The organism is Streptomyces sp. NPDC005648, assembly GCF_040605395.1.
Lineage (GTDB): Bacteria > Actinomycetota > Actinomycetes > Streptomycetales > Streptomycetaceae > Streptomyces.
Map to the genome: position 1 here is coordinate 28787 of NZ_JBEXCS010000067.1, position 25670 is coordinate 54456.

A 25670-nucleotide genomic window follows, 5' to 3' on the forward strand; every position below is an offset into this window, starting at 1 on the left:
AGTCGCACCATGCGCAAGAACCGCCTCAGACTCGTCGGCGCCCTCGCCGCGGTCCTGGTCGCCGCCGGTCTGACCACCGGCACACCCGCCCAGGCCCACAACAGGCCCGCCACCCTCGCCGACCTCGCCCAGCGCCACGGCCGCTACTTCGGCAGCGCCACCGACAACCCCGAGCTCACCGACACCGCCTACACCTCCCTGCTGGGCAGCGAGTTCGACATGATCACACCGGGCAACGGCATGAAGTGGTACGCCACCGAGCCCCAACAGGGCGTCTTCGACTGGACGAACGGCGACCAGATCGTCAACCTCGCCCACAGGAACCACCAGCGGGTGCGCGCCCACACCCTGGTCTGGCACAGCCAGCTGCCCGGCTGGCTCACCGACCGCGAGTGGACGGCCGACGAGCTGCGGGCCGTACTGAAGAACCACATCCAGACGGAGGTACGGCACTACCGCGGCAAGGTCTACTCCTGGGATGTCGTCAACGAGGCGTTCAACGAGGACGGCACCTATCGCGAGACCATCTGGTACAAGACCCTGGGCCCCGGCTACATCGCCGACGCCCTGCGCTGGGCCCACCAGGCCGACCCGCACGCGAAGTTGTACCTCAACGACTACAACATCGAGGCCGTGGGCCCGAAGTCCGACGCCTACTACCAGCTGGCGCAGGACCTCAGGGCCCGGCACGTCCCGCTCGACGGCATCGGCCTCCAGGCCCATCTGGCTCTCCAGTACGGCTATCCGACCACCCTGGAGGACAACCTCCGCCGCTTCTCCAAGCTGGGCCTCGACACCGCGCTCACCGAGGTCGACGTACGGATGATTCTGCCCGCGACCGACGAGAAGCTGGCCCAACAGGCAGACTGGTACCGGGACTTGACATCGGCGTGCCTGGCGGTGCGGCGGTGTGTGGGCATCACGGTCTGGGACTACACCGACAAGTACTCCTGGATTCCCGCGTTCTTCCCGGGGCAGGGAGCCGCGCTTCCCTGGGACGAGCAACTGCGGCCCAAGCCCGCGTACTTCGCGATCAGGGAGGCGCTGGGCGGCAAATAGCGGCATGTCAGACGCCCCGGCGGCGTTTTTAGGGGAGCAGCCGGGGACCGGCCCGGCCCGGTGGCGGGCGTGACCCACCGGGCCGGTGCGGGGGCGGCGGGGGACACCCGGGGGAGTGGGCGCCGACGGTACGAGGGTCGGCGCCCACGTCGGCCTGCCGGTCCGTCCATCCGTCAGCCGGTCGAGCCCGTTCCTGCCGCCGGTGCCGTGCTCGCCCGTACCACCAGTTCGGTCCCCAACTCCACGCGCGGGGAGTCCGGTTGCTCGTCGCGGGCCAGGCGCAGCACCGTTCGGACGGCCAACTTGCCCATGTCGGCCAGGGGTTGGCGGACCGTCGTCAGTGGCGGTGCCGACCAGCGGACCTCCGGAAGGTCGTCGAAACCGACCACGCTCATGTCCTCCGGGACCCGCAGACCGCGCCGCCGCAGTGCCTCGATCGCGCCGAGCGCCATCTGGTCGCTGGCCGCGAAGATCGCCGTAGGCGGCTCGGGGAGGTCGAGGAGGGTGGTGCAGCCGGAGAAGCCGGACTCCGGATGGAAGTCGCCGGGGACGACAAGGGACTTGTCGTGGGCGATGCCGGCGCCCTCAAGGGCCGCCCGGTAGCCGTCGAGGCGGGCCCGGGAGCAGAGCAGCCGGGGCGGGCCCGCGATCAGACCGATCCTGCGGTGGCCCAGCGACAGCAGGTGCTCGGTGGCCGCCATGCCGCCGGACCAGTTGGCGGCACCGATGGTCGGGACGTCCAGGGCGGGGGAGCCGGCCGGGTCGACGACGACCAGCGGGACGCCCAGGGCGCGCAGCTCCTCGTGCAGGACCGGCTCCAGGGCCGAGGTGACCAGGATGACCCCGTCGGAGGCGCGGGCGCGCAGGTTGCGCATCCATTCGCGGGCGTCGCCCGAGCGCCCGTGGATCGCCGAGACGACCGTGCCGACACCGGCCGCGTGCGCGACGTCCTCCACGCCCCGGATGATCTCCACCGCCCAGGGGCTGTCCAGATCGTTGAAGACCAGGTCCAGGAGCGCGGCACCGGAGCCGGAGGCGGCGGTGCGCTTGCGGTAGCCGTGCCGCAGCAGCAGGTCCTCGACCCGGGCCCGGGTCCTGGGCGACACGTCGGACCGGCCGTTGACCACCCGTGACACGGTCGGCACCGAGACCCCGGCCTGCCGGGCGATCTCGGTGATCGTGACCTTGCCCCGTGGCCCGGACGCCACCTCGGCCCCGTCTGCTGCCACTTCCCCCACCTCCATGGACACCGCTGCGAAACTTCCAGAAGTCTTCCGGAAAGCAGGCGTCCATGGGAAGGGTGATCACTTCCGGATCGTGGCGGATCGTGCCGGAGCGCCGCCGGATCGTGCTGGGCGCCGCCGGTTCACCGCCGGATGGCCGCGCGGCCTGTCACCATCACCTCTCTACGCACGGGTAACTACGCGGTGTGATGACCCCCGGACGTGCGTCGGGGCCGGCTCGCGGCTTGTCTCCGCGACCGGCCCCGGGAATTCACCGGGCGGCTCGGCGCCCCCCGGGTCCGCCTCAGGCTGCGGTCATCACCTGACCGGCACCCATCGGGCGGTGCGGGGCGATGATCTTGCCGTCGGGCAGGAGCTCACCGGTGTCCTCGAAGAGCAGAACGCCGTTGCACAGCAGGCTCCAGCCCTGCTCCGGGTGGTGCGCCACGAGGCGGGCGGATTCCCGGTCGGCGGAGTCTGCTGAAGGACACGGTGGCTGGTGCTGGCACATGGATGGGATCTCTCGGTGGGTTGTGAGGTGTGAGATGGATGTGGTGTCTGTTGCGCGGCTTGAAGCGTTGTCCATGGCCGCCCCCCGTTGTGATAAGTCGGTCCAGTCCAGTGTTGCCCCACGGACGTCAATCCGCAGGCATTTCGGCGCACCACTTCTTCACAGGTTGATGACGCTTCACCCGCGCGGACGGTTCAGTCCAACTGCACTGTCATTTCGGGTGGTTCGCAGTGGCCGGATGGGGCTAGTCCGTCCAGGTCGGCGGGTTTTCGGGCTCGTACGAGCGATGAATTGCTCGTACGAGCGCAATGGTGCGGAAAAACAGAGACGTGCCCCGGCGCCGGTAATTCGGCGACGGGGCAGCGGGTGGTCGGGACGCGGAATATCAGGCGATCTGGCCGAGCAGCGGGGCGGGGGCCGCCCGATGGGTCAGCACCGGGAGCAGCTCGGCGACACGGTGCGGGCGGTGCGCCGCGATGCCGGGCGGGGCCGGCGCCAGCGGCACGAGCAGATCGCCGGCGGCGGGGTGGCCGCCGGCGCCGTCGGCCGTGATGTCGCCGTGCAGCCAGAGGGTGAGCATGTACAGGCTCGGAACCGACAGAAGACGCGCCTGGTGGGGCTGGTTCATGGTCTCGGCCTGGCGCAGGGCGCGCTCGGTGGACGCGATGTAGGGGCCCTCGAAGAAGTGCGAGAAGGCCCATCCGTCGGGGGTCAGCATGGTCTCGGCCGCGGCCACCGCACGGTCGCCGCAGCGGATCAGGAAACGCCACCCGGTGAGCCGCGTGGCGGCCACGCCTGCCGGGGTGAGCTCGTCCAGCACATGGACGGGCAGCGGGAGTTCGGGGGTCGCGGGCCCCTGGGCGCGCAGCAGGGAGGGCGTTCGGGCCTCGCGGACCGCGGTGGGCGAGGCGAGTGCGGTGAGGACGGTGCGAAGGGCGGGCGCGGGAGCCGGGGGTACATGCAGCGGCATGGTGGGTCGCCTCTCATTCGACAGGCACGGTGGCGCGAGGGCGTGGTGGGGGCGGACGGCGCTGTCTGCTCACGGGGCGAGAGGGGCGGGGGCCGGGGTATGGGTACGGTGAGCGTGGGTGAGGCCTGCCGCACGTCACCTGGACGGCAGGTTCCATGACCGGGGCGCCAACCCTCTGCCTGTTTGCGGAGTTTATACGACATGTGTTCAGACGGTGTTTCGTCTAACCGCTTCCGGAGCACTCGGCAAGGGCGTATCCGGTCGGCGATGCGCGGGAATCATCCCGATTCCGCTCCGGGGTTACGGCGTTGACCTCGTAAAATACCCGGGCAGCGGTCGGCCAATTGTCGTCGGCGTTTTTCACGAGTTCCTCATGGGCCCGAAACTGCGCCGTGCGTCATGCCCGGCGAATGTGCCGCCGGTCACATGCTTCCAGAGTAGCGGGCGACGGCCTCGCGTGGGGACGTTATCGATCGCCGACGCTGGGCATCATCCCACGTGACCTGACACCGGCGGTCGGGATCTGTCGACCGCCCGATCGAGGAGGGACGCTTCGATGGGGGAGAAGGTCGTGGCAGGTCGGTTCGATCTGTCCGATCGGCAGCTCTACCGGACCAAGCTCCGAAGGTGCCTGACGGGGCTGGAGCGGCTCCTGGCCGAGAAGCGGTTCGATCGCCCCAAGAACCTCATGGGGCTGGAGATCGAATTGAATCTGACCGGGTCCGACGGCATGCCGAAAATGCTCAATGGACAGGTCCTGGAACGGATCGCAAGCCGAGATTTCCAAACAGAACTCGCCATGTTCAATCTGGAAGTCAACATAGCCCCACACCGATTGGAGGGGCGCGTATTCGACCGGCTCGCGGAGGAACTCAGGACCTCATTGGCATATGCCGACCGTAAAGCGGGCGAGCTCGACGCGGGAATCGTGATGATCGGTATTCTGCCGACCCTCGACCGCGACGACCTGGTCTCCTCGAACCTCTCCGACGTCGACCGCTACGCCCTGCTCAACGATCAGATCGTCGCCGCGCGGGGAGAGGACTTCGTCCTCGACATCGACGGCGTCGAGCGCCTGACCTGCACGTCGAAGTCCATAGCGCCGGAGGCCGCCTGCACCTCCGTACAACTGCATCTCCAGGTCACCCCGGCCCGGTTCGCCGATGTGTGGAACGCCGCGCAGGCCGTCGCCGCCGTGCAGATCGCCGTGGGCGCCAACTCTCCGTTCCTCTTCGGCCGTGAGCTGTGGCGGGAGTCGAGGCCACCGCTCTTCCAGCAGTCCACCGACACCCGGCCGCCCGAACTGCAGGCGCAGGGGGTACGGCCGCGCACCTGGTTCGGCGAGCGCTGGATCACCTCCGCACACGACCTCTTCGAGGAGAACCTGCGCTTCTTCCCGGCCCTGCTGCCGATCTGCGACGAGGAGGACCCGCTGGAGGTCCTCGACGCCGGCGGTGTCCCGAAACTCGCCGAACTCGTCCTGCACAACGGCACGGTGTACCGCTGGAACCGCCCCGTCTACGGCATCGCCGACGGCGTCCCCCATCTGCGGGTCGAGAACCGCGTGCTGCCGGCCGGCCCCAGCATCAGCGACGTCATCGCCAACGCGGCCTTCTACTACGGTGTCGTCCGCGCCCTCGCCGAGGAGTCCCGGCCGGTGTGGACCCGGCTGCCCTTCGAGGCGGCCGCCGCCAATTTCGACGCCGCCTGCAAGGACGGCATCGAGGCCCGCCTCCAGTGGCCGCGCCGGGGCCGCTACGGCGGTACGACCGAGGTCGACGCGGTGACCCTGGTGCGCGACGAACTGCTGCCGCTCGCGGAGGCCGGTCTCGACGCGTGGGGCATCGAACGCGCCGATCGCGACCTCTTCCTCGGCGTCATCGAGGAACGCTGCCGCCGCCGCGTCAACGGCGCGTCCTGGCAGGCGGCCACCTTCCACCGGGCGCTGGAGACCGGTCTGTCCCGCGACGCGGCCCTCGCCGCCACGACCCGCAGGTACAGCGAACTGATGCACACCGGCGACCCGGTACACACCTGGCCGGTCGGCCTCCCCGACCCGGTACCGCTGGGCTGAGCCGGCGCTGAGGCGGTGCTCGGGGCGGGTCGGCCTCGGCGGGGTTAGCGAAGGGGTGGGGCCCAAAGGGCGAGCCGGTGTGGTCAGTCGTCGGCGGTGGTGGCCGCCGCAACGATCGCCTTGAGGATCACCGACTGGATCTGGGACGGGTTGGAGACCGACTGGCCGGAGCCTCCTGTGGACCTGGCGATCTCCTCGGCCTCCTGGCGGTCGGCGTCGGGGCCCACGGCGATCATGATCAGCGGGACCGGGCGCTCGGGGTCGGTGAGTTTCTGGAGTTCGGAGAGGAGCTTGGTGCGGGTGATGCTGCCGGGGTCCTGGTTGACGCCGTCGGTGAGGACGACCAGGGCGTTGAACTTCCCCTTGGCGTACGAGGCGGTGGCCGACTTGTACGCGGCGAGCGTGGTGTCGTACAGGCCGGTCGCGCCGTTCTCCACCGGCTGCAGCGCTCCGAACGCGGACGACAGCCGGTCCCGTTGGGTGCCGCCGCCCTTCCGGTCGCCGAGGCGCTCGGTCGGCACCAGGACGCGGTAGTCCTTGTCGCCGTCCAGCTTTGTGGAGAACTCCCACAGCCCGATCTCGTCCTCCGGCGTGAAGGTGGCGAGAGCCTGCAGCAGCGACGCCTTGGTGACGTCCATCCGGGACTGGCCGCCCGTCCCCGGCACCGGCTCGGACATGGAGCCGGACGCGTCCACGACCGTGGTGAGCCGGGCACTCTGCACCGTGATCGTCCAGGTGCCGAGCACCTCCTGCAGCGCGGTGTCCGAGGCCGGCTGGACGGCGGCCTCGCCGTACGGCTGCGGACTGCTGCCACCGGCCCCGGCGACCACCGCCTCCGGCGCCTCGTCGTCCGAGGTCCGGAAACCGTACTTCTCCAGAAGCCGCGCCTGCGCGGGCTGGCGCAGGTAGTTCATGAACCGCAGCGCGGCCCGGCTCTGGTCGGTGGTCAGCTCTCCGACCATCGCGTACGGGTAGTCCAGCTCGGGCGAGCCGTCCTTGGGATAGAACATGTCCACGCTCGAGCCGCTGTCGGCGGCCGAGTTGTACGCGTACGCCGCCTGCTCGGTGAGCACCAGCGCCTCGTTGCGCTTCGGATTGCCCAGCTCGGTCCCGGAGTTGTCGCGCGGGAGTGTCTCCACGACCTGGCTGTCGCTGTCCGAGATCCGCTGCGACAGCGTCTTCATCATCGCGGCGGCCTGCGTCTGCCCACCCTTGAGCTTCGCGGCCGCCGTACTCAGCCGGGTCAGCGCGAGCAGCCCGGTCGCACTGCGCGCCGGGTCGGCCGCTCCCAGCTTCAGCGAGTCGTCCGTCATGGTCGCGCCGGCCAGCCCGATCCAGTCGTACGTCTTCTTCGGCCATCCCAGCGACTTCGCCGCCGTGGGCACCATGGCCACCCCGATCGGTGTCGAGGCGACCGCCCCCGCCGGGGTCAGGTCGGTCGCCGAGCTGTCGGCCGTGATCCGGTCGATCCACAGCTCCGAGTCCGGCACCCACACCTGCGCGTCCGTCTTCTTGTCCGAGCTCAGCGTGTCCGCGACCTTGTACGAGTCGCGCGCCGTCACCGAGACCGCCACACAGCGCCCGTCCGAGGTGATGTCGCTCTCCCTGGCCCGCTTGGCCGCGGCCGTCAGGGCGGGGGCGATGTCCGGCGACGCGGCCAGCTCCAGCCGCACCGGATGGTCCTGGCAGGACGAGCCGAAGGAGAGGAGTCCGCTTCTGACCGCGCCCGCCGTACCGCCGGCGACGGTCAGGACGAGAGCCGTCGCGATGGCCACCTGCCGGCGGCGCGCACGTGGGCGGGGGTCGCTGCCGCCCGCCCCATACTGATCGGGCAAGCTGTGACGTCCCATGACGGTGGTGCCCCTCCCTGTTGAACCTCGTGCCGGATCACGGCCGTATGGCAGGCAAAGGGGAGGTACGCCCCGTACGGTGCCCGTCCCCCCAACGGCCTAGCGCACGATCTTCGTAACTTCTTTCGAGACACTAGCGGGGGGACGATGTGGATGAGGCGGGATTGCTGAATTGGAGTCAGGTGTGCAGGCAGAGGCGGGCCCGATGGCCGATTCTTTTCCTCCGGAGAGGCTCTCGCGACGGATCCTCCGGGACGAGACACTGCTCGTTCTGGGGCTTTCGCTCGGTGCGAGTGGAGTGTCCGCCCTGATCAGTTTTGTCGGATCGGTCACCAAACCGGGCGGCCTCAAGGATCAGGCGGCGACCCTCAACGCCTCGGCCGCGCCGGGCCGCCCCTGGCTGGATCTCGCCTGGCAGCTGTTCGGGATCGCGACGGCCCTGGTGCCGGTCGCGCTGGTCGCGCACCTCCTCCTGCGGGAGGGCGGGAGCCTGCGCACCCTCGGCTTCGACCGCACCCGGCCCTGGCCCGACCTCGGTCGCGGCGCCGGCGTCGCGGCGGTGATCGGCAGCACCGGAATCGCCTTCTACCTGGCCGCACGCGGCCTCGGCGCCAACCTCACCGTGGTGCCGGAGGCGCTGCCCGACGTGTGGTGGAAGTACCCCGTCCTGATCCTCTCGGCGGTGCAGAACGCCGTTCTCGAAGAGGTCATCGTCGTCGGCTATCTGCTGCGAAGGCTGGGCCAGTTGGGGTGGACTCCGGGGACGGCCCTGGTGGCCAGTTCCGTACTGCGCGGCAGCTACCACCTCTACCAGGGCATCGGCGGCTTCCTCGGCAACATGGTGATGGGCGTGGTCTTCGTGTACCTGTACCGCCGCTGGGGCCGGGTGGGGCCCCTGGTGGTGGCGCATTCCCTGCTCGACATCGGGGCGTTCGTCGGCTACGCGCTGCTCGCCGGGAAGGTGGGCTGGCTGCCGACGGCATAAGGCGCCGGCAGCCTGACGGAGGGGGGTTCGCAGAGGGTCTCGTACGGGGCTTTCGCGGCCCTACGCCAGCAGCTCGCCCTCGATGACCGTGACCGCGCGCCCGCTCAGCAGTGTGCGCTCGCCACGCAGCTCCGTGCGGACACGGCCGGAGCGCGGCGAGGCCTGCAGACCGGTGAGGACGGGGCGGCCCAGGCGCTCGGACCAGAAGGGGGCCAGGGCCGTGTGGGCGCTTCCGGTGACCGGGTCCTCGTCGATGCCGACGTTCGGGAAGAAGCACCGGGAGACGAAGTCGTAGCCCCGCGTGGGGTCCTCGGCGCGGGCGGTGGCGATGATGCCGCGCTCCGAGTACGCGCCGAGGGCCCTGAGATCGGGGTTCAGGCCGTGGACGGTCTTCTCGTCGGCCAGCTCCACGACCAGGTCGCCGACGTTCGGCCCGGTGTCGTGCGCGGAGAGCGGTTCGGCGCCCAGCGCGTCGGCGACCCCGTCCGGGACACCGACCGACGTCAGCGGGGCCGTCGGGAAGTCCAGGGTGATCGAGCCGTCCTCGCCGGGCGTCGCCACCAGCACCCCGCTGCGGGTGGCGAAGCGGACGGTGCCCTCGTGGGTGCCGGTGGTGTGCAGTACGTGCGCCGTGGCGAGGGTGGCGTGACCGCACATGTTGACCTCGGCCGCGGGGGTGAACCAGCGCAGCGCCCAGTCGGCCTCGCCGCCCTCGGGCAGCGGGTGCGCGAACGCCGTCTCGGCGTGGTTCACCTCCAGGGCGATCTTCTGCAGCCGCTCGTCGTCGGGGAAGGAGTCCAGGAGCAGCACCCCGGCGGGGTTGCCCGCGAAGGCGCGGTCGGTGAAGGCGTCGACGATTCGGATTCGCATGGCTTCGACGCTAGGCCGAAGTGGCCTGTCGGACCAAGGCCAATCGATGGTGGCTGGACTGATTTCGGTGACACGTGACTCCGCGCGGCGGCCCGCGGCTGACACCCTGTACGGACCAGGCGTTGACAGTTCAGCTCCGCCCAGGAGGCCGTCATGTCCCAGCCGTCCGTGCTCGCCGCCCTGCTGTCCGGGCTGCGGAGCGGCTCGATCGAGGTCGTCGACCTCACCTCGCCGCTCTCCTCGTCCACACCGGTGATCCAGCTGCCGCCGCCCTTCGGCCAGACCCGGACCTTCGAACTGGAGGAGATCAGCCGCTACGACGACCGCGGCCCGGCCTGGTACTGGAACAACTTCAGCACCGGCGAGCACACCGGCACCCACTTCGACGCCCCCGTCCACTGGGTCACCGGCAAGGACCTCGCCGACGTGGCGTCGGTCCCGGCGAGCCGGCTGATCGCACCGGCGGCCGTACTGGACTTCTCCGAACAGGCCGCGAAGGACCCCGACTTCCTGGTCGAGGTCGACCACATCCAGGCCTGGGAAGCCGCCAACGGCCCGCTCCCCCAAGGTGGTTGGCTGCTTCTGCGCACCGGCTGGGACGCCCGCTCCGAGTCGCAGGAGGAGTTCCTCAACGCCGACGAGAACGGCCCGCACACCCCCGGTCTGTCCCCGGAGTGCGCGCGCTGGGTCGCCGAGGAGGCACCGGTGATCGGCTTCGGCACGGAGACGGTCGGGACCGACGCCGGCCGGGCCCACTCGTTCGACCCGGCGTTCCCGTGCCACTCCTACCTCCTGGGCGCCGAGAAATACGGCCTCACCCAGCTCCAGAACCTCGCGGCCCTGCCCGCGACCGGCGCCGTCGTCATCGCCGGCCCCCTGCCCATCGTCAGCGGCTCCGGCGCCCCGGCCCGGGTACTCGCCCTGGTGGAGCGGTCGTGAATGTCGCGGAGGCCGTCGGACGGGCGCTCACCGCGGCCGGGGTCGACCATGTCTTCGGCGTCGTCGGCTCCGGCAACTTCCACCTGACCAACGCCATGGTGGCCGCCGGCGCCCGCTTCGTCGCCGCCCGGCACGAGGGCGGCGCGGCGACCATGGCCGACGCCTACGCCCGCACCAGCGGCGCGGTCGCCGCGCTCAGCGTCCATCAGGGGCCGGGTCTGACCAACGCGCTCACCGGTATCACCGAGGCCGCCAAGAGCCGTACACCGCTGCTGGTCCTCGCGGCCGAGGCGACCGGCCGGCGCTCCAACTTCCGTGTCGACCAAGCCGTGCTGGCGCATTCGGTCGGCGCGGTGAGCGCCCGTGTGACGACGGCGCACGACGCGGTCGACCAGGCCCGCGCGGCCCTGCGCCGGGCCCGCCACGAACGCCGTACGGTCCTGCTCAACCTCCCCCTGGAAGTACAGGCCCTGGACGTGCCCGAGGGCCTCTCCCCGGCCGCCGTACCCCTCCCGGACCCGGAGCGGGTCGAGCCGTCCCCGAAGGCGGTGGCCGATCTCGTACGGGCCCTCGAACGCTCCCGGCGCCCGGTCTTCGTGGCCGGCCGGGGCGCCCGTACGCCCGCCGCCCGCGACGCTCTCTGCGCCCTCGCCGACCGCCACGGCGCCCTGCTCGCGACCTCGGCCGTCGCGCGCGGCCTGTTCCACGACAGCCCGTGGTCGCTCGACGTGTCCGGCGGTTTCGCCTCCCCTCTCGCGACCGAACTGATCCAGGGCGCCGACCTCGTCGTCGGCTGGGGCTGCGCGCTGAACATGTGGACCATGCGGCACGGCAGTCTGATCGGCCCGGACGCGGCCGTCGTACAGATCGACGACGACCCCGAGGCGCTCGGCGCCCACCGCCCGATCGACCTCGGTGTCCACGGCGACGTGGAGCGCACCGCACGGCGGGCCGCGGAGGCGGGCGGGGAACGGCGCGAGGGCTACCGGACCCCGGAGATCTCCGCCGCGCTCAGCGCCCGGGTGCGCTGGCGGGATGTGCCGTACGAGGACGAGAGCACCAGGGAGCGGATCGACCCCCGCACACTCGGCATCGCGCTCGACGAGATCCTCCCGGCCGAGCGGGTGGTCGGCGTGGACTCGGGAAACTTCATGGGCTACCCGAGCGCGTACCTGTCCGTGCCGGACGAGCAGGGCTTCTGCTTCACCCAGGCCTTCCAGTCGATCGGCCTGGGTCTCGCGACGACGATCGGCGCGGCTCTCGCGCGACCGGACCGCCTGCCGGTGGCGGTGCTCGGCGACGGCGGTGCGCTGATGAGCGCCGTGGAACTGGACACGGTGCGCCGCCTCGGGCTGCCGATGGTGGTGGTCGTCTTCAACGACGAGGGCTACGGCGCCGAGGTGCACCACTTCGGCCCCGGCGGGTTCCCGCTGGACACGGTCACCTTCCCGGAGACGGACATCGCGGCCGTCGCCCGCGGCTACGGCTTCGAGGCGGTCACCGTGCGCACCCGCGCCGACCTCAAGGCGGTGGCGGACTGGGTGGCGGGCCCGCGCTCGGCGCCCCTGCTGGTGGACGCCAAGGTGGTCCGGGACCACGGCGCCTGGTGGCTGGAGGAGGCGTTCCGGGGGCACTGAGCCATGGCCGAGGTTACGGCTGTGGACCGTGCCGGACATCGCCGCTCAACACACGCTCATCACCGAAGGGGCGAGGGCATGCCAGGTCCGGTCACTTCGGTCGGGCGGGATCTCCGCGTTTCGCCGGACGGGCGGCGGGCACCCCTGGCGGACGGTGCCCGTAATCCGTTGTTCACCGCATCCTTCGCGAGCAAGAATCGTCCGCATGTCTGCGATCCCCGGTGGCACGACCGCCTTCCACGACCTGCCCGCGTTCCTCGCCCAGCCTCGCGTCAACTCCCTTGCGCTGTCCGTCGACGGTGGCCGTCTCGTCGCCGCCGTGCAGACGCTGTCGGAGGACCGGACCAGGTTCGTGTCCGGGCTGTGGGAGATCGATCCGGCCGGGGAGCGCGAGGCGCTGTGCCTGACTCGGTCGGGGAAGGGCGAGTCCAGGCCCGCGTTCGGCCCGGACGGGGCGCTGTACTTCCTGTCGGAACGCGAGGACGACAGTGCGGAGGACAAGCACGAGGGTGCCGCGCTGTGGGCGCTGCCCGAGCGTGGTGAGGCCGCCGTCGTGGCCCGGCACCCGGGCGGGATCACCGCGTTCACCGTCGCCCGGGAGTCCGGCGCGCTGGCCCACACCGCCGGGCTGCTGCCCGGGGCCGCCGACGCCGACGCGCACGGCAAGCTGCGCACGGCGCGCAAGGACGCGAAGGTCACCGCGATCCTGTACGAGGCCGGGCCGACCCGCGCCTGGGACCGCGATCTCGGCCCGGAGACACAGCACACCTTCGTGCGCGCGAGGGCCGAGGGCGCCGTCGTCGACGCCGGCGGGCAGGGCGCCGGCCTCGAGAACCCCGGCGACGTGGCGCTGTCGCCCGACGGGACGCGAGTGGCCTACACCCGGTTCGTACCCGGCCGAGTGCCCGCCGAGAACCGCACCGCCGTGGTGGTGGCGAACGCGGCCACCGGGGAGGAGGTCTTCGTCCTGGGCGATGTGGAGCACCTCTACGAGGCCCCGGTGTTCACGCACGAGGGCTCGGCGGTCGTGTGCTCGCGGATGACGTGGCCGACTTACGACGAGTCGATGGACATGACGCTCGTCCGGGTCGGCGTGGACGGCGGCGAGGCCGTCGATCTGTTGCCCGGGTTCGACAACTGGCCTGTCGGCGCCGTCTGTTCGACCTTCGACGACGCCCTCTTCTTCGTGGCCGACGTGGAGGGGCACGCGCCCGTCTTCCGGCGGGACGCGGACGGCACCGTGACCCGGCTCACCGCCTCGGGCGCGTACGGCTCGCTCTGCGTGGCCCCCGACGGGCGGACGTTGTACGCGCTGCGCAACGCGATCGACTCCCCGCCGCGGCCGGTCAGGTTCGAGGCCGGCGTCGCCGACCAGACGCCGGTCGAGCTGCTCGCCCCCGGTGCGTTCGACGCGCTGCCGGGCTCCCTCACCGAGGTGCACGCCGACGCGGCGGACGGGTACCGGCTGCGCGGCTGGCTCGTGCTGCCCGAGGGCGCGTCGGCCGAGAACCCCGCGCCGCTGCTCGTCGCCGTGCACGGCGGGCCGCAGGGCAGCTGGAACGGCTGGACCTGGCGGTGGAACCCGTGGCCGTTCGCGGCCCGCGGCTACGCCGTGCTGCTGCCCGACCCGGCCTTGTCGACCGGCTACGGTCAGCAGGGCCACCGGCGCGGCTGGGGGCAGTGGGGCGGGGTCCCGTACACGGACGTGATGGCGCTGACCGACGCCACCGTGGCACGTGACGACATCGATGCCGCGCGCACCGCGCTCGGGGGCGGCTCCTACGGCGGCTACATGGCCAACCGGGTCGCCACGAGCACCGATCGGTTCAAGGCGATCGTGAGCCACGCGGGCCTGTGGGACCTGCGGTCCTTCCAGGGCGACACCGACGCGCCCTGGTACTTCCAGTGCATCTTCGGGGACCCGGTGACCCGGCCCGAGCGGTACGAGGCGCACTCCCCGTACCTGGACGCGGCGAAGATCCGTACGCCGATGCTGGTCATCCACGGCGCGAAGGACTACCGCGTGCCGGTCGGTCAGGGCGCCGCGCTCTTCCAGGATCTGCAGCGGTTCGAGGTGCCTGCGAAGTACCTGTACTTCCCGGACGAGAACCACTGGATCCTCTCCCCGGGCCACATCCAGGTCTGGTACGAGGCGTTCCTGAACTTCCTCGACCACCACGTCCTCGGTGACGAGTGGCAGCGGCCCGGACTGCTGTGAGCGCGGGCGGGCGTCGGCCTTCGACGAGATGGGAGCCCCGCTTTTGGGCAGGAAGCGGGGCCGTGGGGTTTCGCCGGCCGGTTGTCCGGTCGGGCGCCGCGTTTCGGGTGCCCGACCAGACACTCCCTCGGTTACAGATACGGGCGAGTGATCAGCTCGATCGCATGACCGGCGGGGTCCTTGAAGTACACCCCCCGACCGCCGTGTTCGCTGTTGATCTCGCTTGGGCGTCGCATCTGGGGATCGGCCCAGTGCTCGATGTCGCGATCACACAGCCGCCGATACGCACGGTCGAACAGTTCGTCGTCGATCAGGAACGCGTAATGCTGCATCTGGATCTCCACCGGCGGCTCGGCGAACTGAAGCAGCACGCCGTCGGTGAGCTGGATGTTGGTGAACGGGCCCCAGCTCGGTGCTTCAGGGAGTTCCAACAGCTCGCGGAAGAACTGAGCCGACTCGTTGCGATCTTTGGCGGCGATGATGGTGTGGTTGAACGTGACTGTCATTCGGACCTCACGGTAGTTCGACACGAAGGGCGGACTCGCACTGCGTGAGCGTGGGGAGGCCCGCGTGCCGAACTGAGGGGGTGCCTTCTGCGCACCCACTGCGCGATCAGCCTTCCACCGGGTAGCCAATCCGTGTGTGGCGTAGCGCCGGTCCGGTGTTCATGTCGGGTGACCTTACTCGAGGGATCAGGACTTCGGGGTCCGTTCGGCGATGCGGGATTCGAGGCCGGCGACGCGCCGTCCTGAAAGCGGAGGGCACGGCGTCCGGTGTCCCCAGCTGCTCGAACCTCCACCCGGCCTGGGCGCAGAGCAGACGCGTCATCTCGAAGGCCTCGGCGTCCTTCGGCTCGATGCTCACGGACTCGCGCTGGACTGTGAGGCCGCGCATCACTTCGCGTCGTCAGCATATGTTGACGACGCGAAGTTGTCAGCATATGCTGACGGGCATGCAGAACACACTCGAAATCGCCGAGGGCGCTGCCAGCAACGACCCGGACGTCGGGCTCCGTGCGGTGGCCGCCCTGCGAGAACTCAGCGAACGGCTGGAACTGCTCCAGGTCGACAACGCACGGAAACTGGGATGGTCCTGGCAGGACATCGCCCAGCGGCTCGGCGTCACCAAGCAGACCGTGCATCGCAAGTACGGCCCGCTGATCGGGAGGCGATGATGTTCGAACGCTTCACTCCCGGCGCCCGCACTGTCGTGGTCCACGCCCAGGAGCACGCCCGACGACTCGGACACCACTACACCGGCTGCGAGCACCTCCTGCTCGCCCTCGTCTCCACCGACCAGCCGGCGAGCTCCGTGCTGCGTGAGCACGGTGTCACGCAGACACGCATCGAGGAGGAGATCGTCCGCCTGATCGGACTCGGCGCCGGATCGCCCCCGTTCGGCTCCCTCGACCGGGACGCGTTGGCCTCCATCGGGATCGATCTCGACGCCGTGTGCGCCAGGATCGAGGAGTCCTTCGGTCCGGAAGCCCTCGCCCGAGCAGGCAAAACCGGCCCCCGCGGGTCCCGCCCGTCCAGGCTGGATCCCCGGCGCGGAATCCCCCCGGGCCTCCTGCGGCACTGGCGTCGGCGGCGCCGCGCCCGACACACACTCCTGACCGCAACGACCCCCGCTTCCCCCGGTCTCCATCCGGCCACCGGCGCCCGAACCACCGGGCACATCCCCTTCACCGATCGCGCCAAGGAGACCCTGGCGGACGCCGTTCGCGAGGCGCAGACCCGGCACGACCCCCACATCGGCACCGAGCACCTCGCTCTCGGTCTCCTCGCCACCAAGGGCGGGCTGGTGCCTTCCCTGCTGTCGGCGCTCGACGCGTCAGCCCCGGCGCTGCGCGCCGCGATCGTTGACCGCTACCGGCGGGCGGACTGAGCCCGCTCCCCGCCGGATCGCCGACTTCCACAGCCGGCCTCCGTTCGCCCAGGACCAGATCAACCGAGATTCCCGGCACCCTCACTCCCAACTGATCTCGTCGCCGCAGGTCACAGACCCGAGCCTGGGCCAGATCGTTTGAGACGGACCACGAGCAGTTCCGTGTCGCGTCAGCCGGCGGGGATCGGCGGTTCTGCAATGCCGATGAACTCCCCGGCCTTGGTCTTGATGTGGACTGACCACCCCAGCGCGGTGAGATCGTCCCTGAGGGTCTGGGCATCGTGGAATACCTCCACGATGCGGTACTGGCTGCCGTCATCGAGTCGGCGCAGTGCTGCCGGGGTCGGCCGGTTCGCGTCGACGGCCGGCACCGAAGACCTCCAGGATGTGCCTCTCCCATCAGCGGGCCTGTTCAGCGGCGGCCTCGGGAAACTCCGCGATGCGGGACGTCTGCGGAACCCGGCTCTTCCCGGTCACCGGCCTACTCCGTTGGCCAAGTGCACGATCGTGCGCGGACCCAGCAACTCGACCGTCATCTCCGCGGAAGTCAGATCCTGGATCCAGAGGAGGTGGAACAGCACCGGCAACGTCGACAGCCGATCCCCGGCGGCGTCTGCCCCCACCATGAGAGGTCCGCCGAGCCGTCCGCGCGGGGCACGAAGTAGTCCGGGGTGTGCCGACGCTCCCTCTCACCGTCATGCCAGTGCAACCAGAACGGCTGCGAGCCGATCCCCACCACGATCGGGTGCACCGCGTCGACGTACGACAACTCGACGCACGGACCGGCCTGATCCACCCCAGCCGGTACAGCCATCCAGCACCCCCAGTCGCGCGACAAACGACTCGATTGAGTGAGGCAGGCCTGCCCGCGTTGCCCCGGGGCTTGCCAGGCGAACAGTTCCGATATATCGTTGACGCATCGCGACAGATCAACGATGGAATGGAGTGATGGCGATGCGTTCCCATGGATTCGAACGTGGACACCGTGGACCTGGCCCGCGTGGTGGCCGGGGTGGTTTCGAGGGCCTGCGTGGTGCCTTCGGTCCCTTCGGGCCGGGTGGTCCCGGCGGTGGCCCGGGTGGTCCGGGCTTCGGTTTCGGGGGACCCGGATTCGGTCCGGGACCCTGGGGGCCACGAGGGCGCGGCGGACCGAGGGGGAGGGCGCGGCGCGGTGACGTACGGGCCTCGATCCTCGCTCTGCTGAAGGACCGGCCGATGCACGGTTACGAGATGATCCAGGAGATCGCCGAGCGCAGCGGCGGGGCATGGAAGCCCAGCCCCGGCTCGGTGTACCCCACCCTCCAGCTGCTGGAGGACGAGGGCCTGATCACCAGCGCGAGCGAGGGCGGCAAGAAACTCTTCTCGCTCACCGACTCCGGCCGCGCCGCGGCCGACGAGGGCCCGGACGCGCCCTGGGAGGAAGCCTCCCGCGGTATCGACTTCGAGGCGCTCGGTGAGATCCGGCAGGCCGGCTTCGGTCTGATGGAGGCCTTCGGCCAGGTCTGGAAGACCGGCAGCAAGGAGCAGCGCGAGAAGGCGCTGGCCGTCATCAACGAGGCCCGCAAGAAGCTGTACCTGATCCTCGCCGACGAGGACTGACCGGCATCGGCGGCCGTTCCGCCGTACGAAGAGGCGCCCCGTGGAGTCATCCGCGGGGCGCCTTCCCGTGTCCGGCGTTCAGGACGTCAGCCCGGCGAGTCTCACGACACCAGTCCACCGAGTTTGCGCAGCGACTCGTTCAGGGCGGCGGTGCCCGAGTCCCTGAGCTTGCCCGCCATCAGGGTGACCGCGGCGCCCGTGAACTCGCCGTCGATACGGACCTTCGTGGCGTCGCCGTCGGGGGTCAGGGTGTAGCGGGTGGCCAGGCTCACGGCCATGGGGCCCTTGCCCTTGATGACGAACACCCGGGCCGGTTCCAGTTCCGCGATGGTCCACTCGACCTCGGCCGGGAAGCCCATCAGCTTCATGTTCTCCTGGAAGGTCCCGCCCACTTCGAGCGCCGTCGGGCCGCCCTGCGGAAAGCTGGTGTGGGTGGCGTTCCACTCGCCGTACGCGGGCCAGTCGGTGAGCTGTGCCCACACCTTCTCGGCCGGCGCCTCGATCCGTGCCTCCGCGCTGATTTCCGGCATGCGACCACCTCTTCGTGCTCTCTGTGTCGGGCTGTGGTGTCGCGGAACGTAGCCGCAGGGCCTGGAACATTCAATACTGATGAACCGTCAGAAAATGTGGGGACATCTCGGCGGGCCTCAGCCGACCCGGCGTATCACGGCCGCGTCGAACAGGTCCCACGCACGCGGGTGGGCGCTCTCGTCATGGCAGTGCCAGGCGTCCCAGAACAGATCGGCGGGCAGTGCGTCCTCCGGAGCCTCCACCCGGTACACGTACTGCTTGCCGTCGACGGCCGGCAGAGCCACCAGCCAGCACCTGCTCTCCATCCACCTGTGGGACGTGCGACGGAGCGCCGCGGTTGCGCGAGGGGCGCATGGCAAGGCGGCGCGCGCCCCTTCGGGGGAAAAGGGCCTGATGTCATCCGCAAGGAGGAGATCCCGGCGTGGGGAGTCCACTCTTTGTGGGACGCCGAAATGCTTCCCTTCGGGGATGACGGGAGGCGGCGGGACTGATGGGGTGGGGGATGTGCAACCCCGTATCCCCCGGCAGCAGGTCGGCGAACAGACCGTGGGGCCCCGCCACGACAACGATGCCAGGCTCAGCGCCGAACTGGCAGCGGTGGTCTCCGGCGCCCGCCGCAGGGCGCTGCGCGACGGGGACCGGCAGATAGACACGGCCCATCTGCTGCACTCGCTCCTGGAGTACGACACCGGGGCGCGCACCGTCTTCGGTGACGGCCCCGAGATCGCCCGGCTGCTCGGCTACCTGGTCCAGCGCAGCATCGGCTACGGCCTGCGCTGGCAGGGCTCGGTCGAGGACTCCGGCGCGGTCCCCGTGGTCACGGAGGCGGAAGGCCTCTCCCCCCTGGCCGCGGGCGCCATGGAGTACGCCCATGAGCGCGCCGCGGCACGGGGCGGTGACCCGGCGCTCGGTGTCGACCTCCTCGCCGCGATCGTCGCCGACCCCGGGGCCAGGGCGGTCGAGGTCCTGGACCGCGCCGGCATCGACGCCCACGAGGTGCTGAGCCGCATTGAGGACACCCTGACGGGGACCGACCGGCCGGACAGCTGGGACACATCGCGCCACTGAGGCACCGGGCGGTGGCCGCCGTGTGCTTCCCCCGGGCGGGTGTGCCCGCGCCGCCCGGCGAAGACGACCAGGAGCCGGCCTGCGGCGACCCCTGCCCCGCACCGCCGCCCCGTCCACCCGCTGAGACAGGTGTCAACGGGGGTGACGGTCATGTCATCCCCTGTCATCATGTGCCGGTGCAGACGTTGGAGAGCAGTCGAGACGGGGCGAGTGGGGCCGGCAAGGGCGTCGGGCTCGGGCTCGCCCTGGTGTCCGCCGTGGCCTTCGGAGGGTCGGGAGTCGCGGCCAAGCCGTTGATCGAGGCCGGGCTCGATCCGCTGCACGTGGTGTGGCTGCGGGTGACCGGCGCGGCGCTGGTGATGCTGCCGGTGGCCGTGCGGCACCGCGCCCTGGTGCGGCGGCGCCCCGCCCTGCTCGCCGGGTTCGGGCTGCTCGCCGTGGCCGGCGTACAGGCCTGCTACTTCGGTGCGATATCCCGTATCCCCGTCGGCGTCGCCCTGCTGGTGGAGTACCTCGCGCCCGCCCTGGTCCTCGGCTGGGTGCGGTTCGTGCAGCGCAGGCCGGTGACCCGGGCCGCCGCGCTCGGGGTGGTGCTCGCCGTCGGCGGTCTCGCCTGCGTCGTCGAGGTGTGGTCGGGCCTGGGCTTCGACGCCCTCGGCCTGCTGCTCGCGCTGGCCGCCGCCTGCTGTCAGGTCGGCTACTTCGTCCTGTCCGACCAGGGCAGCGACGCGGGGGAGGACGCCCCGGACCCGCTCGGCGTCATCGCCTACGGTCTGCTCGTCGGCACCCTGATCCTGACCGTCGTCGCCCGCCCCTGGTCCATGGACTGGTCCGTGCTGACCGGCACCGCGCGGATGAACGGCACGCCGGTCGCCGCCGGTCTCCTGCTGGGCTGGATCGTGCTCGTCGCCACCGTCCTCGCCTACGTCACCGGAGTGCTGTCGGTCCGGCGTCTCTCCCCGCAGGTCGCGGGCGTCGTGGCCTGTCTCGAAGCGGTCGTCGCGACGGTGCTGGCCTGGGTGCTGCTGGGCGAGCACCTCTCCGCGCCGCAGATCGCCGGCGGCGCGGTCGTCCTGGTGGGCGCCTTCATCGCCCAGTCCTCCGCGCCTGCCAAGAGCTCCCCGGAGCCGGTGGCCGGCGGTGGCCCGGAAAGGAGTTTGTCCCGCCGCGGAACCATCGCCTAGGCTCCGACCGTGCCTTCGACGCTCGTTCTTCCGCCTCCCGCCGCCTGAGGCGGGCCCTCCGGAATCCACGCCCGGCTCTTCGCCGGGCTGAACGGTGCTGCCCGCAGAAGCAGTCCACGGTCCTGCTCGTCCAGGACCACTTCCGACCTTCTGCACTCTGCGGAGACACTCGTGTCGAATGCTGCTTTCGGCCTGCCCGTCGGGCGAGGCCTGCTCTATCTGATCGTCGCCGGTGCCGCCTGGGGCACCGCGGGAGCGGCCGCCTCCCTGGTCTACCGGACCAGTGACCTCGGCCCGCTCGCCCTCTCCTTCTGGCGCTGCGCGGTCGGCCTGCTCCTGCTGCTCGCCGCCCGCCTCCTGCGCCGCCCCCGCGTCCGCCCCGCCGCGACCCGCCCGCTGGGCCGCAGGGTCCGGCGTGCCGTGGTCAGCGGTGTCGGACTGGCCGTGTTCCAGACGGCGTACTTCGCGGCCGTACAGGCCACCGGCCTGGCCGTGGGCACGGTCGTGACGCTCGGCGCCGGTCCGGTGCTGATCGCCCTCGGCGCGCGCGTCACCCTGGGGGAGCGGCTCGGCCGGGGCGGCCTGGCGGCCGTCACCGGAGCCCTCGTCGGCCTGGCGATCCTCGTCCTCGGCAGCGGCGGCGCGGCCGTACGCCCGGCGGGGGTGCTGCTCGCGCTGCTGTCCGCGGCCGGGTACTGCGTGCTGACCCTGCTGACCCGCTGGTGGGGCCGGCACGGCGACGCGGACGCCTCCGACACGTCCGTGGGGGCCTTCGCGGTGACCGCGCTCTGCCTCCTGCCCTTCGCCGTGTCCGAGGGCCTGGTCCCGCACACCACCGACCCGGCCCGCACCCTCTGGCTGCTGGCGTACATCGCGGCCGTCCCGACCGCCCTCGCCTACGCCCTGTACTTCGCGGGCGCCGCGGTGGTCCGCTCGGCCACCGTGTCCGTGATCATGCTGCTCGAGCCGGTGAGCGCGGCGGTCCTGGCGATCGTCCTGCTCGGTGAACACCTCACCGCGGCAACCCTGTGGGGCACCCTGGTGATGCTCGGCTCGGTCACGGGTCTGGCATGCGCGGAGGCGCGCGGCGTGGCACAGGAGCCGGTACGCGCGTAGCGACGAGCGGAGAGGGGCCCTCCCCCGTAGGGCCCCTCTCCCCCATGATCTGCGTCGCAAGGCCAGTTGATGTCACGCCCCGCGTCGGCGCGACAGATGCCGCAGCGCCGCCGCGTCACGCGGACCGCCCCGCCCGGCCAGACCGGCCGCGACCCGCGCGTGCGCCTCAGGCTTGCGTCCCGCGTACTTGAACTTCGCCCGTACGCCGACCACTTCGAGCCGCACCCCGCGCAGCCCGGAGAGCATCCTGCCGAACGGCGCCTCGTCCACCGCCACTTCGGCCGTACCGCCCTCCGGCTGGAAGTGCCCCATCAGCCGGGTGAGCAGCTCGGCCTTCTCCGCCGGATCGTCCACCACCCGTGCCCGGCACCGGAGTTGGACCGCCGCGTAGTAGCTCGTCGGCGTCCCCTGCTCGGCCGGCTCGTCCGGCGCCGTCTGCCAGTACCCGGGCGCGTACACATAGTCGTCGACGACGCTCAACAGCACGTCCGGGTCGGCCTCCAGCGCGGGCCACACGGGGTTGGGCCGCGCGAGGTGGGCGAGGACCTCGCCGCGCTCACCGTCGTAGAGGAAGTGCAAGGGCTGTACGAACGGCGGTTCGCCCGGCAGTCCGTTGACGGCGAGCTGTCCGAAGTCATGGGTGGCGAGCCACTCCTGCCACTCGGCGTCGTCGCGTGCCGCGTCCCACGGATGGATCAGCATCACGGCACCGCCAGATAGCCGGGAAGGCCGATGCCGGGAGCCAGGTCGGCGTCGGCGACCGGGGGTCCGTAGCCCTTGCGCAGCGGGACGACGCCCGCCCAGTGGGGGAGGGACAGATCCTCGGGCTCGTCGTTGACACTGCCGGTGCGGAGCTTGGCGGACACCTCGTCCAGGTCGAGCCGGATCACCGCGGTCGCGGCCAGCTCCTTCTTGTTCGCGGGCCGGGCGTCGGCCGCCCGCCCCGGGACGACATGGTCGACCAGCGCGTCCAGTGCCGCCCGCTTCTCCTCGGGGTCGGTCACGTCGTGGGCCACCCCGTGCACCACCACGGACCGGTAGTTGATTGAGTGGTGGAAGGCCGAACGGGCCAGGATCAGCGCGTCGACATGGGTGACCGTCAGACACACCGGTAGACCCGGATCGGCCTGCCCCGTCATCCGCAGCGGACGCGAGCCGGTCGAGCCGTGCACGTACAGCAGATCGCCGACCCGCCCGTAGAGGGTGGGAAGCACCACGGGGGCGCCGTCCCGGACGAACCCCAGATGGCAGACGTACCCCTCGTCGAGTATCGAGTGCACCAGCTCCTTGTCGTACGACGCCCGGTCCGCGGAGCGGGTGGGGACGGTGCGGTCGGTCGGGGTGTAGGCGGCGGTCGGTGAGGTGGGCTGGGCGGTCCCCTGCATGTCGGTCTCCATAGCTCTGCGTCCTGCGTCGTGTGTCCCGCGGCCTGTGTTCCGCGTCTGCGCGCCGCTTCTTGCGTCCGCGATTGCACTAGTGCATATTTTGCTTTGTGCTAGGAGAATATCGGATCGAGGGGCGGCGCGCAGCTGAGATCGCGGCGAGCGTCGAGCGTGCGGTGGGTTCCGGCGACCTGGAGCCGGGGCAACTGCTCCCGCCCATGCGGGAGTTGGCGACCGAGCTGGAAGTGAATCCGAACACGGTCGCCTCCGCGTACCGGATCCTGCGGGAACGAGGGGTGATCGAGACCGCGGGCCGCAGGGGGAGCCGGGTGCGCCCGAAGCCGGCCACCACGGGTCGTGAGTACATCCGCATGGATGTCCCGGAGGGTGTCCGGAACGTGGCCGGCGGCAATCCCGACCCGGCCCTGCTCCCGTCCCTGGCGAGGGCGTTCGCCCAGGCGGGGGAGCGGGGCGACCGTGAGCCGGTGCTGTACGGGGACGCCCTCGTGGAGCCGGAACTGGAGCGCCTCGCACGGGCCCGCCTGGACGCCGACGGTGTGCCGGAGGGTCCGCTCACCGTCGCGTCCGGATCGCTGGACGCCATCGAGCGCGTACTGGCGGCTCATCTCAAGCCCGGTGACACCGTCGCCGTGGAGGACCCCGGCTGGGGCAGCCTGCTCGACCTGATCCCGGCGCTGGGCCTGCGCACGGCCCCGGTGGGCGTCGACGACGAGGGCCCGCGCCCCGAGGACGTGCGCCGGGCCCTGGAATCCGGCGCCCGGGCTCTGATCGTCACCGACCGGGCCCAGAACCCCACCGGAGCCGCGGTGACCGCGGCTCGCGCGCGTGCCCTGCGCACGGTCCTCGGCGACCACCCCCGGACCCTCCTCATCGAGGACGACCACGGCCACGGCATCGTCGACCTCCCCCTGCACCCCCTGGCCGGCACCACCCACCACTGGGCCTTCGTGCGCTCCGTGGCCAAGGCCTACGGCCCCGACCTCCGTCTGGCGGTCCTCACCGGCGACGCGCTCACCGTCGACCGGGTGTCGGGCCGCCACCGGCTGGGGCCGGGCTGGGTCAGCCGCATCACGCAGAGGGCGGTGGTGAGGCTCTGGGCGGACGGCGCGCTGGACACGGAGGCGGTGGCGAAGACCTACCGGGAACGCCGGGACCTCCTGATCGGCGCCCTGGCCGAACGAGGCGTCCTGGCCCATGGCCGCAGCGGGCTGAACGTCTGGATCCCGGTCCCGGACGAGACGGGCGCGGTGGCGCGTCTGCTGCACGCCGGGTGGGCGGTGGCCCCGGGAGCCCGCTTCCGTATGACCGCCCCGCAGGGCATCCGCGTCACGGTCGCGACACTCACCCCGCAAGAGGCGGGCCCACTGGCGGATGCGGTGGCGGAGGCCCTGGGCCCCTCACCCACCCGGACCTACGGGTAGCGGGAACGGCGAACAGGCGCTCGGTCGCCGCTCAGGTCGGCCACCGTCCCGCACCCGCCTCGTAGCACAACCGAGCTTTCCCCCGGGTCATCTCGTAGCATTGCTTACATGTGGAACCTGGAGCGCCTGCGCACCCTCGACGCCCTGGCCCGCCACGGCTCGGTCAGTGGCGCCGCCGAGGGGCTGCATGTCACCACGTCGGCCGTCTCCCAGCAGCTGTCCAAGCTGGAGCGTGAGGTCGGCCAGCAGCTCCTCGCCAAGAACGGACGGGGGGTACGCCTCACGGACGCGGGCCGGCTCCTCGCGGAGCACGCCGCCCGTATCCTCTCCCAGGTCGCGCTGGCCCGGTCCGACCTGGAGGCACATCGCGGAGAGGCCGTCGGCGAACTGCGCCTCGCCGCCTTCCCGACCGCCGCCCGCGGTCTCTTCCCGGCCGCGCTCCCACAGCTGCGCAAGGCGCACCCGGGCCTGCGCGCCACCTCACGCGAGTTGGAACCCGAACCCGCCGTACTGGGCGTGATGCGGGGCGACTTCGACCTCGCCGTCGTCCTCGACTGGTACAACAGGCCGCTGCCGGTGCCCGACGGCCTCGTCAAGGCCGTCGTCCTCGACGACACCGCCGACATCGCGATGCCCGCGGACCATCGTCACGCGCACCGCGCCGAGGTCGACCTGGAGGACTTCGCCGACGACGACTGGATCACCTGGGGCGAGAACGAGTTCTGCCACGAGTGGCTGATCCACACGCTCCGCTCCAAGGGCATCGAACCGCGCGTGGCCCACCGCGCGCAGGAACACCCCACCCAACTCGCCCTGGTCGGCGCCGGGTTGGGTGTGTGCGTGGCGCCGCGCCTCGGCCGCGGCCCGGTGCCGGAGGGCGTGCGGACCGTGCCCGTACGGCAGTCCGTGCGGCGCCAGATCTACGCCGTCTGGCGCGCGGACGCCGACCGCCGCCCGTCGATCCGGGCGGCGGTGGAGGCACTACGGGAGGCGGGGCGCAGGGTGGCCTAGGGTGTGTTGCGAAAGTCCCGTACGGCTATCTGCTGCACGGTCTCGTCATCAAGGCCGGTGACTTCTACGGCTGGTTCGACCACAGCTGGATGCGCGAGCCGCTCGGCGAGATCC

The 25670-nt window shown here is 71.2% G+C and carries 26 protein-coding genes; 14 read left to right on the top strand and 12 right to left on the bottom strand.

Translation table 11 applies throughout. The features are described 5' to 3' along the window. The first annotated feature begins 9 nt into the window (after positions 1 to 9). Entirely contained in the window at positions 10 to 1059 is a 1050-nt protein-coding gene (locus ABZT17_RS31235; RefSeq protein WP_356353691.1) for an endo-1,4-beta-xylanase, read from the top strand. Positions 1060 to 1232: 173 nt separating this feature from the next. Here the strand turns inward: ABZT17_RS31235 and ABZT17_RS31240 are convergent, their stop codons facing one another. From ABZT17_RS31240 to ABZT17_RS31250, 3 genes are all read right to left on the bottom strand, one after another. After that, on the bottom strand, positions 1233 to 2303 hold the full coding sequence (locus tag ABZT17_RS31240; protein ID WP_356353733.1) for a LacI family DNA-binding transcriptional regulator: 1071 nt from the start codon (positions 2301 to 2303) through the stop codon (positions 1233 to 1235). Positions 2304 to 2586: 283 nt separating this feature from the next. Further along, a complete protein-coding gene (locus ABZT17_RS31245; RefSeq protein WP_356353693.1) occupies positions 2587 to 2793 on the bottom strand; it encodes a DUF5999 family protein in 207 nt (68 codons plus the stop codon). A 385-nt stretch (positions 2794 to 3178) separates the two neighbouring features. Then, a complete protein-coding gene (locus tag ABZT17_RS31250) occupies positions 3179 to 3763 on the bottom strand; it encodes a hypothetical protein (protein WP_356353695.1) in 585 nt (194 codons plus the stop codon). Between the two features lie 556 nt (positions 3764 to 4319). Between ABZT17_RS31250 and ABZT17_RS31255 the strand changes: the two genes are divergently transcribed. Then, on the top strand, positions 4320 to 5837 hold the full coding sequence (locus tag ABZT17_RS31255; protein WP_356353697.1) for a glutamate-cysteine ligase family protein: 1518 nt from the start codon (positions 4320 to 4322) through the stop codon (positions 5835 to 5837). An 83-nt stretch (positions 5838 to 5920) separates the two neighbouring features. On the opposite strand, the gene ABZT17_RS31260 is transcribed toward ABZT17_RS31255, so the two are convergent. Then, on the bottom strand, positions 5921 to 7687 hold the full coding sequence (locus tag ABZT17_RS31260; protein ID WP_356353699.1) for a substrate-binding and VWA domain-containing protein: 1767 nt from the start codon (positions 7685 to 7687) through the stop codon (positions 5921 to 5923). 205 nt (positions 7688 to 7892) lie between these two features. On the opposite strand from ABZT17_RS31260, the gene ABZT17_RS31265 reads away from it, so the two are divergent. Beyond that, positions 7893 to 8672 carry a type II CAAX endopeptidase family protein gene (locus ABZT17_RS31265; RefSeq protein ID WP_356353701.1) on the top strand — a complete coding sequence of 260 codons (780 nt, stop codon included), beginning with the start codon at positions 7893 to 7895 and terminating at the stop codon, positions 8670 to 8672. A 60-nt stretch (positions 8673 to 8732) separates the two neighbouring features. On the opposite strand, the gene ABZT17_RS31270 is transcribed toward ABZT17_RS31265, so the two are convergent. Then, positions 8733 to 9542, bottom strand: a complete 810-nt coding sequence (locus tag ABZT17_RS31270; RefSeq protein ID WP_356353702.1) for a PhzF family phenazine biosynthesis protein — start codon at positions 9540 to 9542, stop codon at positions 8733 to 8735. 153 nt (positions 9543 to 9695) lie between these two features. Here ABZT17_RS31270 and ABZT17_RS31275 point away from each other — a divergent pair, with 153 nt between their 5' ends. The 3 genes from ABZT17_RS31275 (at position 9696) to ABZT17_RS31285 (ending at position 14336) form a co-directional block, all read left to right on the top strand. Then, positions 9696 to 10481, top strand: a complete 786-nt coding sequence (locus ABZT17_RS31275) for a cyclase family protein (RefSeq protein ID WP_356353704.1) — start codon at positions 9696 to 9698, stop codon at positions 10479 to 10481. Beyond that, positions 10478 to 12118 (top strand): thiamine pyrophosphate-binding protein, encoded by a 1641-nt coding sequence (locus ABZT17_RS31280; protein WP_356353705.1) that lies wholly within the window; start codon positions 10478 to 10480, stop codon positions 12116 to 12118. Before ABZT17_RS31275 ends, ABZT17_RS31280 begins: the two co-directional genes overlap by 4 nt. A 205-nt stretch (positions 12119 to 12323) precedes the next feature. After that, positions 12324 to 14336 carry a S9 family peptidase gene (locus ABZT17_RS31285; RefSeq protein WP_356353706.1) on the top strand — a complete coding sequence of 671 codons (2013 nt, stop codon included), beginning with the start codon at positions 12324 to 12326 and terminating at the stop codon, positions 14334 to 14336. 131 nt (positions 14337 to 14467) lie between these two features. Here the strand turns inward: ABZT17_RS31285 and ABZT17_RS31290 are convergent, their stop codons facing one another. Further along, positions 14468 to 14842 (bottom strand): VOC family protein, encoded by a 375-nt coding sequence (locus tag ABZT17_RS31290; protein ID WP_356353707.1) that lies wholly within the window; start codon positions 14840 to 14842, stop codon positions 14468 to 14470. Positions 14843 to 15288: 446 nt separating this feature from the next. Between ABZT17_RS31290 and ABZT17_RS31295 the strand changes: the two genes are divergently transcribed. Both ABZT17_RS31295 and ABZT17_RS31300 read left to right on the top strand, forming a co-directional pair. Continuing rightward, a complete protein-coding gene (locus ABZT17_RS31295; RefSeq protein ID WP_052067739.1) occupies positions 15289 to 15510 on the top strand; it encodes a helix-turn-helix domain-containing protein in 222 nt (73 codons plus the stop codon). Further along, positions 15510 to 16223 carry a Clp protease N-terminal domain-containing protein gene (locus ABZT17_RS31300; protein ID WP_356353709.1) on the top strand — a complete coding sequence of 238 codons (714 nt, stop codon included), beginning with the start codon at positions 15510 to 15512 and terminating at the stop codon, positions 16221 to 16223. Before ABZT17_RS31295 ends, ABZT17_RS31300 begins: the two co-directional genes overlap by 1 nt. A 170-nt stretch (positions 16224 to 16393) precedes the next feature. On the opposite strand, the gene ABZT17_RS31305 is transcribed toward ABZT17_RS31300, so the two are convergent. Beyond that, positions 16394 to 16594, bottom strand: coding sequence for a hypothetical protein (locus tag ABZT17_RS31305; protein ID WP_356353711.1), 201 nt, complete (start codon positions 16592 to 16594; stop codon positions 16394 to 16396). A 102-nt stretch (positions 16595 to 16696) separates the two neighbouring features. Beyond that, positions 16697 to 16849 carry a hypothetical protein gene (locus ABZT17_RS31310; protein ID WP_356353712.1) on the bottom strand — a complete coding sequence of 51 codons (153 nt, stop codon included), beginning with the start codon at positions 16847 to 16849 and terminating at the stop codon, positions 16697 to 16699. A 328-nt stretch (positions 16850 to 17177) separates the two neighbouring features. On the opposite strand from ABZT17_RS31310, the gene ABZT17_RS31315 reads away from it, so the two are divergent. Beyond that, complete coding sequence (locus ABZT17_RS31315; RefSeq protein WP_356353714.1) at positions 17178 to 17822, top strand: PadR family transcriptional regulator; 645 nt, start codon at positions 17178 to 17180, stop codon at positions 17820 to 17822. 101 nt (positions 17823 to 17923) lie between these two features. Here the strand turns inward: ABZT17_RS31315 and ABZT17_RS31320 are convergent, their stop codons facing one another. Continuing rightward, complete coding sequence (locus ABZT17_RS31320; protein ID WP_356353716.1) at positions 17924 to 18352, bottom strand: SRPBCC family protein; 429 nt, start codon at positions 18350 to 18352, stop codon at positions 17924 to 17926. 117 nt (positions 18353 to 18469) lie between these two features. Further along, positions 18470 to 18637, bottom strand: coding sequence for a hypothetical protein (locus tag ABZT17_RS31325; RefSeq protein ID WP_356353718.1), 168 nt, complete (start codon positions 18635 to 18637; stop codon positions 18470 to 18472). Between the two features lie 220 nt (positions 18638 to 18857). Here ABZT17_RS31325 and ABZT17_RS31330 point away from each other — a divergent pair, with 220 nt between their 5' ends. From ABZT17_RS31330 to ABZT17_RS31340, 3 genes are all read left to right on the top strand, one after another. Further along, a complete protein-coding gene (locus ABZT17_RS31330) occupies positions 18858 to 19421 on the top strand; it encodes a Clp protease N-terminal domain-containing protein (RefSeq protein ID WP_356353720.1) in 564 nt (187 codons plus the stop codon). A gap of 170 nt (positions 19422 to 19591) precedes the next feature. After that, the gene (locus ABZT17_RS31335; protein ID WP_356353721.1) at positions 19592 to 20605 is read left to right on the top strand and encodes an EamA family transporter; all 1014 of its coding nucleotides are present in this window, start codon (positions 19592 to 19594) and stop codon (positions 20603 to 20605) included. Positions 20606 to 20776: 171 nt separating this feature from the next. Next, the gene (locus ABZT17_RS31340) at positions 20777 to 21721 is read left to right on the top strand and encodes an EamA family transporter (protein ID WP_356353723.1); all 945 of its coding nucleotides are present in this window, start codon (positions 20777 to 20779) and stop codon (positions 21719 to 21721) included. A gap of 72 nt (positions 21722 to 21793) precedes the next feature. On the opposite strand, the gene ABZT17_RS31345 is transcribed toward ABZT17_RS31340, so the two are convergent. Together ABZT17_RS31345 and ABZT17_RS31350 are read right to left on the bottom strand one after the other, a co-directional pair. Next, positions 21794 to 22423 carry an FMN-binding negative transcriptional regulator gene (locus ABZT17_RS31345; protein WP_356353725.1) on the bottom strand — a complete coding sequence of 210 codons (630 nt, stop codon included), beginning with the start codon at positions 22421 to 22423 and terminating at the stop codon, positions 21794 to 21796. Then, on the bottom strand, positions 22423 to 23106 hold the full coding sequence (locus ABZT17_RS31350) for a pyridoxamine 5'-phosphate oxidase family protein (RefSeq protein ID WP_356353727.1): 684 nt from the start codon (positions 23104 to 23106) through the stop codon (positions 22423 to 22425). The genes ABZT17_RS31345 and ABZT17_RS31350 overlap by 1 nt, the downstream gene beginning before the upstream one ends. A gap of 107 nt (positions 23107 to 23213) precedes the next feature. Between ABZT17_RS31350 and ABZT17_RS31355 the strand changes: the two genes are divergently transcribed. Both ABZT17_RS31355 and ABZT17_RS31360 read left to right on the top strand, forming a co-directional pair. Then, positions 23214 to 24545, top strand: coding sequence for an aminotransferase class I/II-fold pyridoxal phosphate-dependent enzyme (locus tag ABZT17_RS31355; protein ID WP_356353728.1), 1332 nt, complete (start codon positions 23214 to 23216; stop codon positions 24543 to 24545). A 108-nt stretch (positions 24546 to 24653) separates the two neighbouring features. Further along, positions 24654 to 25556: a LysR substrate-binding domain-containing protein gene (locus ABZT17_RS31360; RefSeq protein WP_356353730.1), complete on the top strand. Its 903-nt coding sequence runs from the start codon at positions 24654 to 24656 to the stop codon at positions 25554 to 25556. Positions 25557 to 25670: the final 114 nt, after the last annotated feature.

Excerpts from the sequence above, each read along its gene's own strand:
- ABZT17_RS31265 (WP_356353701.1), top strand. The coding sequence starts at position 7,893 with ATGGCCGATTCTTTTCCTCCGGAGAGGCTCTCGCGACGGATCCTCCGG.
- ABZT17_RS31315 (WP_356353714.1), top strand. The coding sequence starts at position 17,178 with ATGCGTTCCCATGGATTCGAACGTGGACACCGTGGACCTGGCCCGCGT.
- ABZT17_RS31255 (WP_356353697.1), top strand. The coding sequence starts at position 4,320 with ATGGGGGAGAAGGTCGTGGCAGGTCGGTTCGATCTGTCCGATCGGCAG.
- ABZT17_RS31260 (WP_356353699.1), bottom strand. The coding sequence starts at position 7,687 with ATGGGACGTCACAGCTTGCCCGATCAGTATGGGGCGGGCGGCAGCGAC.
- ABZT17_RS31295 (WP_052067739.1), top strand. The coding sequence starts at position 15,289 with ATGCAGAACACACTCGAAATCGCCGAGGGCGCTGCCAGCAACGACCCG.
- ABZT17_RS31310 (WP_356353712.1), bottom strand. The coding sequence starts at position 16,849 with ATGGTGGGGGCAGACGCCGCCGGGGATCGGCTGTCGACGTTGCCGGTG.
- ABZT17_RS31285 (WP_356353706.1), top strand. The coding sequence starts at position 12,324 with ATGTCTGCGATCCCCGGTGGCACGACCGCCTTCCACGACCTGCCCGCG.
- ABZT17_RS31240 (WP_356353733.1), bottom strand. The coding sequence starts at position 2,303 with ATGGAGGTGGGGGAAGTGGCAGCAGACGGGGCCGAGGTGGCGTCCGGG.
- ABZT17_RS31270 (WP_356353702.1), bottom strand. The coding sequence starts at position 9,542 with ATGCGAATCCGAATCGTCGACGCCTTCACCGACCGCGCCTTCGCGGGC.
- ABZT17_RS31250 (WP_356353695.1), bottom strand. The coding sequence starts at position 3,763 with ATGCCGCTGCATGTACCCCCGGCTCCCGCGCCCGCCCTTCGCACCGTC.
- ABZT17_RS31235 (WP_356353691.1), top strand. The coding sequence starts at position 10 with ATGCGCAAGAACCGCCTCAGACTCGTCGGCGCCCTCGCCGCGGTCCTG.
- ABZT17_RS31350 (WP_356353727.1), bottom strand. The coding sequence starts at position 23,106 with ATGCAGGGGACCGCCCAGCCCACCTCACCGACCGCCGCCTACACCCCG.
- ABZT17_RS31245 (WP_356353693.1), bottom strand. The coding sequence starts at position 2,793 with ATGTGCCAGCACCAGCCACCGTGTCCTTCAGCAGACTCCGCCGACCGG.
- ABZT17_RS31360 (WP_356353730.1), top strand. The coding sequence starts at position 24,654 with ATGTGGAACCTGGAGCGCCTGCGCACCCTCGACGCCCTGGCCCGCCAC.
- ABZT17_RS31300 (WP_356353709.1), top strand. The coding sequence starts at position 15,510 with ATGTTCGAACGCTTCACTCCCGGCGCCCGCACTGTCGTGGTCCACGCC.
- ABZT17_RS31290 (WP_356353707.1), bottom strand. The coding sequence starts at position 14,842 with ATGACAGTCACGTTCAACCACACCATCATCGCCGCCAAAGATCGCAAC.
- ABZT17_RS31320 (WP_356353716.1), bottom strand. The coding sequence starts at position 18,352 with ATGCCGGAAATCAGCGCGGAGGCACGGATCGAGGCGCCGGCCGAGAAG.
- ABZT17_RS31345 (WP_356353725.1), bottom strand. The coding sequence starts at position 22,423 with ATGCTGATCCATCCGTGGGACGCGGCACGCGACGACGCCGAGTGGCAG.
- ABZT17_RS31275 (WP_356353704.1), top strand. The coding sequence starts at position 9,696 with ATGTCCCAGCCGTCCGTGCTCGCCGCCCTGCTGTCCGGGCTGCGGAGC.